At 73.5% G+C, this 12,661-nt stretch carries 12 protein-coding genes; 6 read left to right on the top strand and 6 right to left on the bottom strand.

All coding sequences use genetic code 11. The features are described from left to right. The first annotated feature begins 135 nt into the window (after positions 1 to 135). On the top strand, positions 136 to 2,661 hold the full coding sequence (locus PT931_RS08440) for a protein kinase domain-containing protein (protein WP_456245124.1): 2,526 nt from the start codon (positions 136 to 138) through the stop codon (positions 2,659 to 2,661). A gap of 19 nt (positions 2,662 to 2,680) precedes the next feature. Here the strand turns inward: PT931_RS08440 and PT931_RS08435 are convergent, their stop codons facing one another. The 5 genes from PT931_RS08435 to PT931_RS08415 form a co-directional block, all read right to left on the bottom strand. Then, complete coding sequence (locus PT931_RS08435) at positions 2,681 to 2,881, bottom strand: hypothetical protein (protein WP_456245123.1); 201 nt, start codon at positions 2,879 to 2,881, stop codon at positions 2,681 to 2,683. Continuing rightward, positions 2,878 to 3,249: a DUF4406 domain-containing protein gene (locus PT931_RS08430; RefSeq protein ID WP_456245122.1), complete on the bottom strand. Its 372-nt coding sequence runs from the start codon at positions 3,247 to 3,249 to the stop codon at positions 2,878 to 2,880. Before PT931_RS08430 ends, PT931_RS08435 begins: the two co-directional genes overlap by 4 nt. Before the next feature lie 32 nt (positions 3,250 to 3,281). After that, positions 3,282 to 4,067, bottom strand: coding sequence for a DeoR/GlpR family DNA-binding transcription regulator (locus PT931_RS08425; protein WP_456245121.1), 786 nt, complete (start codon positions 4,065 to 4,067; stop codon positions 3,282 to 3,284). Between the two features lie 307 nt (positions 4,068 to 4,374). Further along, positions 4,375 to 4,902 carry a DinB family protein gene (locus PT931_RS08420; protein ID WP_456245120.1) on the bottom strand — a complete coding sequence of 176 codons (528 nt, stop codon included), beginning with the start codon at positions 4,900 to 4,902 and terminating at the stop codon, positions 4,375 to 4,377. Positions 4,903 to 5,069: 167 nt separating this feature from the next. Next, positions 5,070 to 5,561, bottom strand: a complete 492-nt coding sequence (locus PT931_RS08415) for a hypothetical protein (protein ID WP_456245119.1) — start codon at positions 5,559 to 5,561, stop codon at positions 5,070 to 5,072. Between the two features lie 266 nt (positions 5,562 to 5,827). Between PT931_RS08415 and PT931_RS08410 the strand changes: the two genes are divergently transcribed. Next, the gene (locus PT931_RS08410) at positions 5,828 to 7,042 is read left to right on the top strand and encodes an MFS transporter (RefSeq protein WP_456245118.1); all 1,215 of its coding nucleotides are present in this window, start codon (positions 5,828 to 5,830) and stop codon (positions 7,040 to 7,042) included. Between the two features lie 241 nt (positions 7,043 to 7,283). Beyond that, entirely contained in the window at positions 7,284 to 9,209 is a 1,926-nt protein-coding gene (locus PT931_RS08405; protein WP_456245117.1) for a GTP-binding protein, read from the top strand. Between the two features lie 72 nt (positions 9,210 to 9,281). Here PT931_RS08405 and PT931_RS08400 read toward each other — a convergent pair whose 3' ends face one another. Beyond that, positions 9,282 to 10,265, bottom strand: coding sequence for an alpha/beta fold hydrolase (locus PT931_RS08400; RefSeq protein WP_456245116.1), 984 nt, complete (start codon positions 10,263 to 10,265; stop codon positions 9,282 to 9,284). A 63-nt stretch (positions 10,266 to 10,328) separates the two neighbouring features. Between PT931_RS08400 and PT931_RS08395 the strand changes: the two genes are divergently transcribed. From PT931_RS08395 to PT931_RS08385, 3 genes are all read left to right on the top strand, one after another. Then, the gene (locus PT931_RS08395) at positions 10,329 to 11,276 is read left to right on the top strand and encodes a helix-turn-helix transcriptional regulator (protein ID WP_456245115.1); all 948 of its coding nucleotides are present in this window, start codon (positions 10,329 to 10,331) and stop codon (positions 11,274 to 11,276) included. A 73-nt stretch (positions 11,277 to 11,349) separates the two neighbouring features. Further along, the gene (locus PT931_RS08390; protein WP_456245114.1) at positions 11,350 to 11,937 is read left to right on the top strand and encodes a DinB family protein; all 588 of its coding nucleotides are present in this window, start codon (positions 11,350 to 11,352) and stop codon (positions 11,935 to 11,937) included. A 67-nt stretch (positions 11,938 to 12,004) separates the two neighbouring features. Beyond that, complete coding sequence (locus tag PT931_RS08385; protein ID WP_456245113.1) at positions 12,005 to 12,619, top strand: FKBP-type peptidyl-prolyl cis-trans isomerase; 615 nt, start codon at positions 12,005 to 12,007, stop codon at positions 12,617 to 12,619. Positions 12,620 to 12,661: the final 42 nt, after the last annotated feature.

Below are 12,661 nucleotides of genomic sequence, written 5' to 3'. Positions count from 1 at the left end.
CCACGACAGCGGCCCCAATATGCACAGTGGACACCCTGACGGCACCCGGAGGGCCAAATCCGCCCTGTTGTCCACCGACGTTAGTATGCGGCGAGCTCGATCGGAACGGGGTCGGGTCGAGGGCGGGGGCACCGGATGATCGAGCATGGACACGAACCGGCTCCGACGCTGCCCGAACTGGGCATCGACCTGGTTCCACTGGAGACCGCAGACCCCGCCATGGCCGGGGACATCCAGCTCTGGGGCAGGATCGGCGAGGGCGGCATGGGCCGGGTGTACTTCGGCCTGACCCCCGCCGGGCGCCCCGTCGCGGTCAAGATGGTCAAGGACCCCTACGCCAGCGACCCCGCGTTCCGGGCCCGGTTCGCCCGGGAGGCCACCCTCGCGGCCCGGGTGAACGGCGTCTACACGGCCCCCGTGCTCCGGTACGAGGCGGCCGCCGACCGCCCCTGGCTCGCCACGGCCTTCGTCCCGGGCCCGACCCTCGCCGTCGCCGTCGCCCGGCACGGCACCCTGCCCGTCCAGGGCGTCTGGAGGCTGGCCGCCGGGATCGCGGAGGCCCTCAAGGCCATCCACGCCGCCGGCATCACCCACCGTGATCTCAAGCCGGGCAACGTCCTCCTCGCCACCGACGGGCCCCGGGTGATCGACTTCGGGATCGCCCGCGCGGACGGCGTCCAGGACGGCCTGACCCAGACCGGTGTCCGGATGGGCACCCCCGCCTACATGGCGCCCGAACAGCTGCGCGGCGACGCCCCCGGCCCCGGCACCGACGTGTTCGCCCTCGGCTCGGTGATCGCCTTCGCGGCCGGTGGCACCGCCCCGTTCCGGGGGCAGAGCGAGGCCGAGCTGATCTACCGGATCACCCAGGGCGAGCCGGACCTGAGCGCGGTCCCCGACGAGGGGCTCCGGCACCTGGTCGCCGCCTGCCTGGACAAGGATCCGGCGGGCCGGCCGACCCCGGACGCGGTGATCGAGGCCTATGGGAAGGCGCGGCGGGGGCCGGCGTCGGTCGGGGGCAGTTGGCTGCCGGCCGGGTTGGCGGACACGCTCGCCGCCGTGGAGTCGGGGGCGGTGGTCTCCGGGGCGGTGGTCCCGGGGGTGGGGGCCACGCTGGTGGACGCGGCGTCGGACGCGTCGACCGTGTCACCGCGACCCGATGTGCCGCCGCGACCTGGGGGGCTCGCCGCGACGGTCGACGCCGCAGCGGCGACCGCGGTGCGGCCGGCCGCCGACGCCGGGACCGTGCCGGCGGACGACGCGCCCGCTCCGACCGTTCCGGTCGGCACCGACGAGACCTCGACGCGGGCTGAGGTCGGGTCGGAGCCGACGGCGGACACTGTGTTGTCCTCGATGGCGTCGGCAGGCGCCGAGGCGATCTCGGCACCGGCAGTCGCCGGGTCGGATCTGATCGTGCCGGATCGTGCCGATGTGGCTTCGACGGTGTCAGCCGGCACCGGACGGGCACAGGCGGACGCCCCCTTGCGGGCCCTGGTCGACATGGGGAAAGCCGCACCCGGTGGTCCGGCCGGTCCGACGGTCGACGTGGTCGAGACGGCGCCGACCCGAACCGACGTGCCGGAGGCAGTTTCGGTGGTGTCGCCGGACCCGACCCTGGCTGAGGTGACCGAGGCATCCACTGCACCGGTGCCGGAGGCGGAGGCGGTGCCGGAGGCGGAGGCGGTCTCCGCATCCCTGGCGCAGCCGGAACAGGTGCGTCCGGCCGTCGGTGGCCGGGCCGGTGCGTCCGAGGCCGCGACGGTGACAGCGCCGTCGTCGGCGCCTCTACCGTCTGTCGGCGAGGCCGAGTCAACCCAGGTCGATGTTCCAGTCAGCACTGTGGCCGACCCGTCCGGGCCACCGCCAGCGGCGACACCCCCTAGCCCGGCCCTGCCCCCTCCAGCACCCCGGCGCAACCGGCGTGCCCTACTCGTCGCCGCCGTGACGGCCGCCGTGGTTCTCCTGTTCGCGGGCTACCTGGCCAGCGACCTGGCCGGCCCACGGGGCACCCCGGGAGCCTCCGGCACCCCCGGATCCGACGGAGCGGTCGGCGGCACTCCTTCGGCGGGGCATGTCGCGGAACCGGGCGGCAATCCGGCCGGCGGCCAGACCCCCGGAACGAGTCCCGGTGCGAGCCCCGTCCCGGGCGGCCAGGTCCCGGGCGCCACCACAGGCCCCGGCGGTACCCCGGGAAGCAACCCGAGTCAGCGTCCGCCGGAGACCAGGCCGGTACCCGGATCGGGTCTGCCCAACGGCCCCTTCAACCCGGCGGACGCCGTGATCGTCAGCGCCCAGGACGGCGCGGTGCTCAGCGCGACCGGCACCGGCAGCGGCGCGGCGGTGGCCACCCGGGCGTGGCGGAACCAGCCCGGGCAGCGCTGGACCTTCGCCCAGGGCAAGGACGCGAACGGGCGCCGGGACTACGTGGTCGTGCCGAGGAACGCGAGCACCCTGCAGCTGAGCCGCAACTTCGACAACAACGTCCAGTTGGGTACGTGGGAGCAGGACTGGCAGCGCTCCTACTGGAACTACGACCCGCAGACCCGCCGCATCGAGAACGCCACCACCAACATCTGCCTGGTCAGCAACGGCCCCGACCAGCAGGTCAGCAGCGACTTCTGCTCGGGCGCCGCGAATCAGCAGTGGCGCCTGGTCTCCTGATCCCCGCGCACCTGTCCAGTCACCGCGGCAGGGCCCCGGGCTGTTGCCGGGTCGGCCCGGTCCGCGACTCCCGCCCGTACCGCGCCACGAGTTCCGCGACCAGCTCCTCCCGACCGGCCGCGACGGCGGAGTTCACCTTCGCCACGTACGCGTCGTGCAGGCGCCGCCCGTCCCCGGCCACCGCCTCGCGCGCGACCCGCTGTTCCCGGTCCCCGGTCATGTCCGCACCGGGATCTCGGCGAGCCCGGTGAAGACGGTCTTCCCGGCCGCCCGGGCCTGCTCGACCATCAGGTCGGCCCCGGCGGAGGGCCCGCCGATCCGCAGCACCGCGTCGCACCGGGCCAGCAGCCGCTCGGCCACGGGATGGAAGATCTCGTCGAACGGCGGGTCCCCGGGCCGGACGCTGCCGGCCACCTCCAGCAGCGGGAGCGCCAGGGCCTCGCCGGTCACGGCCAGGTGCCCGGCCCGGAACAGGACGAGGGCGGTCTCGTGCATCGCGCGGGCGTGCGCGGCGAGTAGGGCGGGGTCGTCGCCGGTCCCCGACCGGTACGGGCCGGCGACCAGGATCATCAGCGGTTGCTCGGGCACAGCGTCACTCCGTACTCCTCAGAGGGGTTCTGTCAGGCGAGGATCGTTTCGACCCCCGCCTCGCGCAGGGCGGCCAGGGTCTCGGGCCCCATGGGGTGGGTGGCGGGGTCGTCGGCCGCGGTGTCGGTGACGAACGTGTCCACGGCGTCGAGCGTCGCGACCTGGCTGAACGCGCGGACCCCGAGCTTGGTGGCGTCGGCGACGGCCACGGTGCGGGTGGCCTGGAGGAGCCCGGCCTGTTTCACGGCGGCGTCGTCCATGGAGAACTCGGACCAGCCGTGCCGGGCGTGCACCCCGCCGATGGACATCACGAACACGTCGAACGCCAGCGCGGCGATCGCCCGCACCGCCAGCGGGCCGACCAGGGACCGCTCACCCGGCCGGGACTCGCCGCCGACGATCAGGAGCCGGATCCCCGGCAGGTCGGCCAGCCGCACCGCCGCCTGGAGGCTGAGCACGGCCACGGTGAGCGGCGCGCGGGCGGCGAGGTGCGCGGCGACGTGCACGGTGGTGGTGCCCGCGTCGAGGAGCACCGTCGAGCCGGTCGGGACCAGGTCGGCCACTGCCGCGCCGAGCCGGTCCTTGGTGGCGGACTGCCAGCCCTCCCGGGCGGTGAACCCGGCCTCCTCCTCGCGGGAACGGGTGGCCACCGCGCCGCCGTGCACGCGGGTGACCAGGCCCTGGCGTTCCAGCTCGTCGAGGTCGCGGCGGACCGTCATCTCGGAGACGCCGAGCCGTTGGGCCAGCTCCGCGACCGTCACCCGGCCGGCGCCCTGGACCAGGCGCAGGGTCAGGTCCCACCTGTTCGCCACCCGCATGACCCATTTCTAACACGGGGCTGTGCGAATGAACGCCACTATGTGCGAGAGGTCTCGGGGGTACCGGCCCGCAGCGTCGGGTCCCGCGGACCGGCGGAACGCCCCGGGCGAGCGGAGCGCCTCGGGTCCTCCCCGCGACGGCCGGCGGGGCACCCGGCCGATCCCGGACAGTCGGCGAAGCGCCCGGAGCGCCCGGCCGCCCCCGGAGCGCCCGGCCGTCCCCGGACAGCCGGCGGAGCTCCCGGTCGTCCCCGGACAGCAGGATGCCCCCGGACGGATCCCGTCCAGGGGCACCGGAACCACAGGGTCAGGCTCCCGTGCCGCCGTCCACCCGCTCCCGGATCAGGTCGGCGTGCCCGGTGTGCTGCGCGTACTCCTCCAGGAGGTGGATGTAGACCCACCGGAGGCTGACCTTGCCGGTCGGCGCGCCCGGGTCGTCGGACAGCTCGTCGAGGTCGATGTCCGCCACCGCGGCGTCGCAGGCGGCCGTCTCCGCGAGGAACGTGGCGTAGTCCGCCTCGGCGTCGGCGTCGGCCACCAGGTCGAAGTCGCCGTCCTCGTGCTCGTCGGTGACATACAGCGCGGGCAGTTCCTCGTGCAGGAACTTCTCCCGGAACCAGAAGCGCTCGACCTCCGCGAGGTGTCGCAGCAGGCCGAGCAGCGTCAGTGGGGACGGTTCCACGGAGGCGGTCTTCAGTTGTTCGGCGGTCAGGCCGGCGCACTTGCGGAGCAGGAACACCCGGCGGAGCCGCAACCAGTTGTCGAGCATCTCGCGTTCGCCGCAGGCCATGTCCGTCCGGGTTCCCCGCGCTACGTCGGGTGCTGTCCACGTCATGCGGCCATCATGACAACCCCCGCAACCCCTTTTGCCGGGTACGCACCCATGCGCCCCGCCGGCCGCCGGCAGGGGAGCGGGCCACGCCGGGCGACCTCGGCTACCGCGCCGCCCGGTTCCGTCGTGAGTCGGATCCGGACGCGGTGCCCGGGGCCGCCCGTGGTGCTTCAGAACCAGGAACGCAGGAGGCTGGCGCCGAGCTGCCTGAGCAGGCTCCAGGGCCGCAGGGAGCCCCGGCCGGCCCCGTCGCAGCGCTGGGTCGCCGCGGGCCCCGACTTCGACCCGTCGCGGAGCGGGGGCGCATCGGGCCCTGACACCGACCCGTCGCCGTGCGGGGTCACCCCGGTCCTCGGCGCCGACCCGGCGTCCCCGGTGACGGCGGGCACGTCGGGGCCCTTCCCCACGGTCGGAGCGTCCGTGGTGACGGCGACCGCGCAGTTCCGGGTCGGGTCGTCGGCACCGGGCGCGGCGGGGTCCCGGTCCTCGTGCGCCAGCCGGACGACCCCCTGCCGCACGGAGTCCCCGGGGCCGCCGGCCAGCGTCGTGGTCGACGGCAGCGTGCCCCCGAACGCCAGGGCGGCGGCGATCATGGCCACCAACGCGACGGCCCGCCGGGGCCCTGTCGCCCTGCGGACGCGGTGGGACTGGTCGGAACGCATGGGGGAGTCCTCCTCGTGCGACCCGCTCGGCCGCTCGGAAATCCGGTCCCGTTCAGCCTGCCGGCCCGGGATCGGCCCATCAATACAGCCAGTGACCATCACGAGGTAGTGCTGGGGACCCGCCCCCGGGTATGGCCAGCCCTCCTGTCGCGGGCGGGTACCCCGGTCCGGCCGTCGTCCCGGTCGGCCCACCGCGGCGGCCAGTCACCGCGGGCCCGCGGTAATCGGCTGGCGCCGGGCGGCTCCACCGTGTGTGATGTCGGATCATGGTGCTCCGACGGAACCGACCGTTCATGATCTTCTGGCTCGGTCAGACCCTGTCGGTCGCCGGCAGCTCCATCACCACCATCGCGGTGCCGCTGCTCGTGCTCCAGGCCACCGGCTCCGTCGTCCAGATGGGCCTGCTCACCGGCCTGGTCACGGTCGGCAGCGTCCTGACCGGACTGTTCGCCGGCTCCGTCGTCGACCGGTTCGACCGCCGGACGCTCATGATCGGGGCGGACGTGGCCCGGGCGGCGCTCTACGGCGCGGTACCCGTCATCTGGGCCTTCGGGCCGCGGCCCTGGTTGTTGTTCGTGCTCATGCCCGTGGCCGCCGTGTTCGACATGCTGTTCCAGGTCAGCTATGTCACCGCCGTCCCGAACCTCGTCGACCGCGACCAGGTCACCGAGGCCAACGGCCGGCTGCACACCACGTTCGCGGTGTTCGCCGTGCTCGGACCGGCCGCCGCCGCGGGGCTGGCGGCCTGGGTGGGACCGGCCAACGCGCTCGGCGTGGACGCGGTGAGCTTCCTGGCCTCGGCACTGTGCCTGTCGGTGATCCGGTTCCGCGCCGTCGAACGCGCCCCCGAGGACGGCGGGCCGGTCCGGCGGCTGTTCGCCGGGGCCCGGTTCCTGTGGGCCCAGCCCGTCCTGCGCAGCCTCACCATCGTGCTGACCGGGGTCCTGTTCGTCACCCTGGGCGCCGTGGACCTGCTCATCTTCCGGCTCAAGGGCGAACTCGGCCAGCCCGACGTGGTCGTCGGCTCCGTGCTGTCCGGCGCGGGGGCCGGCGGCATCCTCGGCGCGGTGCTGGTCGGGGTGCTGCGCCGCCGGCTCGGGTTCGGCACGTGCTGGATCGGCGGCACCGGGGTCGCCGCGCTCGCCATCGTGTCCTACGGCCTGGTCGGCAACGTGTACGCCCTGGGCGCCGCCGCCGCGCTGTACTCCTTCGGCCTCACGATCGCCGGCACCGTGTCCATGTCGCTGCGCCAGCAGATCACGCCCGACCACCTCCTCGGCCGGGTCACGTCCGCGTTCTGGACCCTGCACTACGCGCTCGGCCCGATCGGCGCGGTCGTGCTGACGGCGGTGGCGGCCGGGCACGGGGTGCGGATCGCGGCGGTGGTGGGCGGCGGGCTCGTGTTGCTGTTCGCGCTGTCGGCACTGTTCACGCCGGCCCGGCTGCGGCACCCGGAACGGGAGTACGTCCCCGTGCCGTAGGTACCCGTCTCGGGGTGTTTCGGGTTTCCACCGCGCCCGGGGCGCACGGGCCCATGCCGGCCGGCCACGGCCCGGCGGCACCGGGCCGCCCGGAAAAACTGCCGCGCGCCCCGGCCCGCACCCGTCTACACTCGCCCCACCACTGGTCAGCCATCACCGAGTCAGGGAGTCGACATGCGGCGAAAGATCGACGTCACCTACGGAAAGGGCCGATCGATCGCACCAGTGGAGACCACGTTCTATGAAGACGTTGAACATCGGAATTCTCGCCCATGTCGACGCGGGTAAGACCAGCCTGACCGAGCGGCTGCTGTTCGAGACCGGGGTCATCCACCGGATCGGCAGCGTCGACGCCGGCAGCACCACGACCGACTCGCTCGACCTCGAGCGCCGCCGGGGCATCACCATCCAGTCCGCCGTCGTGTCCTTCACGGTCGACGACCTGCGGGTCAACCTGATCGACACCCCGGGGCACCCGGACTTCATCGCCGAGGTGGAGCGGGCGCTGCGGGTCCTCGACGGGGTCGTGCTCGTCGTGTCCGCCGTGGAAGGCGTGCAGCCCCAGACCCGGGTGCTGATGCGGACCCTGACCCGCCTCGGCCTGCCCGTGCTGATCTTCGCCAACAAGATCGACCGGACGGGCGCCACCGAGGAGGAGCTGCTCGACAGCATCCGGGAACGGCTCACCCCCCGGATCCTGCCGCTGAGCACGGTCACCGACATCGGCTCACCCCGCGCCCGCACGGCCCCGAGGCCCCCGGACGCGGAGGTCCTCGCCGACCACAGCGACCCGCTGCTGGCCGCGTTCCTCGACGGACCGGTGCCGCCAGCACTGGCCCGCGCCGAGCTGGTCCGCCAGACGGGCGGGGCACTGGTGTACCCGGTGTTCTTCGGCTCGGCCATCACCGGCGAGGGTGTGTCCGCCCTGCTGGCCGGGGTCCGCGAACTCCTGCCGCCGGCCGCCCCGGGTGGTCCGGACCTGCGCGCCACCGTGTTCAAGATCGAGCGCGGGCGGGCGGGGGAGAAGGTCGCCTACGTCCGGGTGTTCGCCGGCACGTTGGAGGCCCGGCAGCACGTCGCGTACCACCGCCGGGACAGCACCGGCGGGCTGGTCGAACGCGAGGGCAAGGTCACCGCCGTCCGGGTCTTCGCCGACGGGGCGGGCACGGCGGACACGACCGCGCACCCGGGCACGATCGCCCGGATCACGGGCCTCAAGGACATCCAGATCGGCGACCAGTTGGGTACGGGTGACCCGGCGGACACCGCGTTCTTCGCCCCGCCGACCCTGGAGACCGTGATCCGCTCGGACCGCCCGACCGAACTGTTCGCCGCCCTGCGCCGCCTCGCCGAACAGGACCCGCTGATCGACATCCGCAAGGAGGACGGCGCGGAGCTGTCGATCCGGCTGTACGGCGAGGTCCAGAAGGAGGTCGTCGCGACCACCCTCGCGGAGACGTACGGGCTGGCGGTCGAGTTCGCCGAGACCCGGCCGATCTGCGTGGAGCGGCCGGTCGGCACCGGCGCGTTCGTCGAGATGATCAGCGCGCGGGCCGACGGGTTCCTGGCGACGGTCGGGCTGCGGGTCGAGCCGGGGCCGCCCGGTTCGGGGATCACGTACGGGCTGGAGGTGGAGCCGGGTTCGCTGCTGCCGCCGTACCGGCACGCGCTGGAGGAGGGGCTGCGGTCCGCGCTCCGCCAGGGCCTGCACGGCTGGCAGGTGGTCGACTGCGCGGTGACGCTGACCCACAGCGGCTACTGGGCGCCGATCAGCAACGCGGCCGACTTCCGCAACTGCGCGCCGCTGGTGGTGATGGCGGCGCTGCGGGAGGCCGGGACCGAGGTGCTGGAGCCGGTGCACCGGTTCGAGCTGGAGGTGCCGGCCGACCGGATCGGCGCGGTGCTGTCCCGGCTGGTCGACGCGCAGGGCGCCCTGGCCGGGTCGACGGTGCGGGGCGGCACGGGCCGGCTGGTCGGCACGATCCCGGCCGGGCGGGTGCACGGCTTCGAGAAGCACCTGCCGGGGCTGGCCCACGGCGACTACGTGTTCCTGACGGAGTTCGACGGGTACCGGCCGGTGCACGGCGAACCCCCGTCGCGACCGCGCACCGACCGCAACCCGCTGAGCCGCCAGGAGTACTTCTCCCACCTGGCCAACCGGCACTAGGGGCCGTGGGGTCGAAGGACGGCCACCCACCGTCCTCCGACCCCGAGTGGCTCTGGGCCCGCTCACGAAGCCCTAGCCGGCGTCGTGCCGGTCCAGCCACCGGAGGATCACCCGGTTCGTCTCCTCCGGCAGCTCCTGCTGGATCCAGTGACCGCAGTCCAGGCTGACCACCTCCACACGGGGTACGAACTCCGCCAGGTTCTCCGACCTCGCGACCACGTCCCGGTCGCCGTAGATCATGAGGGTGGGCTGGTGGATGACCGGGTCCACGTCCGCCAGCAGGTGCCAGTTGCGGTCGAGGTTCCGGTACCAGTTGACGCCGCCCGTGAACCCTGACGTCTCGAAGGCGGAGACGAGGACGGCCAGGTCGCTGTCGCTCATGACGGGCTCACCGAGTGGTGTCTCCGCCCGGGCGAGATCGATCAGCGCCATACCCTGCTGAGGCTCTGCGGGCGGCACGTTCTTCCGGTAGAGGTTGCGGAGGAACTGGGCGGTGTGCTCGTCGAACACGGCGTCCGCGACGCCCGGCCGCCGGTTGAAGTGGACGAAGTAGAAGTCGCCGCCCAGCACGGCCTCCATGGCCTCGATCCAGGGTCGTTCCCCGCGATCGAGGTAGGGCAGGCTCAAGTTGATCACCTTGTCGACACGGTGCGGGTGCAACAGCGTCAGCCCCCAGACGACGGCCGCACCCCAGTCGTGACCGACGAAGGTGGCGTTCTCGTATCCGTAGTGGTCGAGAAGCGCGGTGAGGTCGCCCGTCAGGTGTTCGATGTCGTAGTCAGTCACCTCGGCCGGGCGGGAGGAGTTTCCGTAGCCCCGCTGGTTCGGGACGAGGACGTGGTAGCCCGCCGCGACCAGGGCGGGCACCTGATAGCGCCAGGAATGGGCGTGCTCCGGCCAGCCGTGGCAGAGGACGACGGGCCGTCCCGCGTTGTGTCGGCCCGCTTCGAAGACTTCGAGCCGCACACCGTTGACCGCGATCAGGGTGGGCTCGGGAAAATCGGTCGGCGCCGGGTCGACACGGTCGCGGCTGGTGTTTCTCGTCGGTGAGGTCATGGCACCATCCTGCGGACCGAAACCGGTCACCCCATGACCGGTTTCGGTGACAGTGTTGCCGGTATGCGAACCGACCGGCTGGTGGCCGTCCTCCTCCTGCTGCAACGGCGCGAGCGGGTGACGGCGGCGGAGGTCGCCCGGGAACTGGAGGTCTCCGAGCGCACCGCCCGCCGCGACCTCGACGCCCTGGCCATGGCCGGGGTGCCCCTGTACTCCCTGCGGGGCCGCGGCGGCGGCTGGCGCCTCGTGGGCGGCGCCCGCACCGACCTGTCCGGGTTGACCGCGGGCGAGGCCCGCGCCCTGTTCCTGGTCGCCGGCCCGGCCTCGGCGGCGACGCCTGCGGTGCGGGCGGCGTTGCGCAAGCTCGTCCAGGCCCTGCCGGAGCCCTTCCGGGTGCAGGCCGAGGCGGCGGCGGCGTCGTTGGTCGTGGACCCGCGGCGATGGGGGGCCGGTCGGATCGAACCCCGACCACCGCGTTTCCTCGACGAGCTCCAGGACGCGGTGATCCGCGGCGTCCAGGTGCGGCTCGGCTACCTCGACCGCGAAGGCGTCGAGACCGGGAGAACCGTCCACCCGCTGGGCATCGTCGCCAAAGGTCCGTCGTGGTACCTGGTCGCCGACACCGAGGGCGGCCGGCGGACCTTCCGGATCGACCGGGTGTCGTCCGCCGACCCGACCGAGGATCCCGTGCGCCGCCCCGGCGACTTCGACCTCGCCGGGAGCTGGCGCGAGATCGCCGACGAGGTGGAGCGCAGGCGGACGCCCCTGGAGGTCCGGGCGGTGTGCGTACCCCACGGGATCGGCGTGCTCCGGATCGGGCTCGGCGATCGGCTGGAGGTGGGAGGCGCCACCCCCGACGGGCGGATCGAGGTCGTGATCCGCGGCCACGACGAGTACATGGTCGCCGGTGAGCTCGCCGGGCTGGTCGAGTGGATCGAGGTGACCGGCCCGCCGGGGGTGCGGGACCACCTGGCGGCGATCGGCGCCGCGCTCGCCGGGCGGTACGGCTGAGACCGGTGCCGGGGCCGACCACCCGAGGGCGTTCTCCGGATTCCTGTCGGGGGTCGGTGGCACGATGTCCGACATGACTGGACCGGACCTCAAGGCTGACCTCCACCGGTATCTGCGCGCCGGCCGCGAGGCGCTGCTCTGGAAACTCGACGGCCTCTCGGAGTACGACGCGCGCCGGCCGCTCACCCCCACCGGTACCAATCTGCTGGGGTTGGTCAAGCACGTGGCGGGGTGCGAGATCGGGTATTTCGGGGACACCTTCGGCCGGCCGTTCGGGGAGGCGCTGCCCTGGATGGGGGTGGACGCCGAGCCCAACGCGGACATGTGGGCCACCGCCGAGGAGTCCCGCGACGACATCACGGGGCTGTACCGCAGGGCCTGGGCGCACTCCGACGCCACGATCGACGCGCTCAAAGTCGACGCGCCCGGCAGGGTCCCGTGGTGGGGTCCGGGCGGCGCGGTCACGCTGCACCGGGTCCTGGTGCACGTGATCGCCGAGACGCACCGGCACGCCGGGCAGGCCGACATCGTCCGGGAGCACATCGACGGGGCCGTCGGGTACGGCGAACACGACGACAACATGGCCCCCGGCGACCGGGGATACTGGCGGACCTACCGCGAACGCCTGGAGGGCGTGGCCCGGGAGGCCGGATCCCGCTAGGGTCCGGCGGGGTAGGCGGCGGTGCGCGCCAACCCGTAGCATCCGAGCACGACCTGAGGAGGAGCACGTGGGCAACCCGGTAACGAACCCGTCGGAGAAGAGTCCGGCGAACCCCCGACGCGTGGCGAAGCGCGAGGCCGCGGCCAGGGCCGTCGCCGCACGCGAGGCGGCCGCGCGCAAGCGCCGGGTGTGGATCGTCGGGCTGAGCGCGCTGGCGGTCCTCGTCGTGGTCGGCGGCGTCGCCCTCCTGGTCACGGGCGGCTCGGACACCACCCCCAAGGTGAACCCGTCGGCCTCCGCCGTCGCCCTGGACCCGGCCCTGAAGACCAAACCGGTCGTCACGGCCGGTACCGGAACGATCACCGAACTCAAGGTCACCCCGCTGATCACCGGTACGGGTCCGGAGACCAAAGCCGGCCAGACGATCAGCGTGAACTACGTCGGCGTGCAGTTCGCCAACGGCACCGAGTTCGACGCGTCCTGGAAGCGCGGCCAGCCGTACAGCTTCCAGTTGGGCGCCGGCGGGGTCATCAAGGGCTGGGACCAGGGCCTGGTCGGGGTCAAGGTCGGCAGCCGGGTGCAGCTCGACATCCCGTCCAGCCTGGCGTACGGGGACGACCCGAGCAGCGGCCGGCCGACCGGGACGCTGCGGTTCGTGGTGGACGTCCTCGACGCGAAGTAGCCCCGAACGGTGGCGGCGGACGGGCCCCGCCCCCCCCCCCCC

Source organism: Longispora urticae, assembly GCF_053902585.1.
This window is presented reverse-complemented; position numbering and strand designations above follow the sequence as displayed.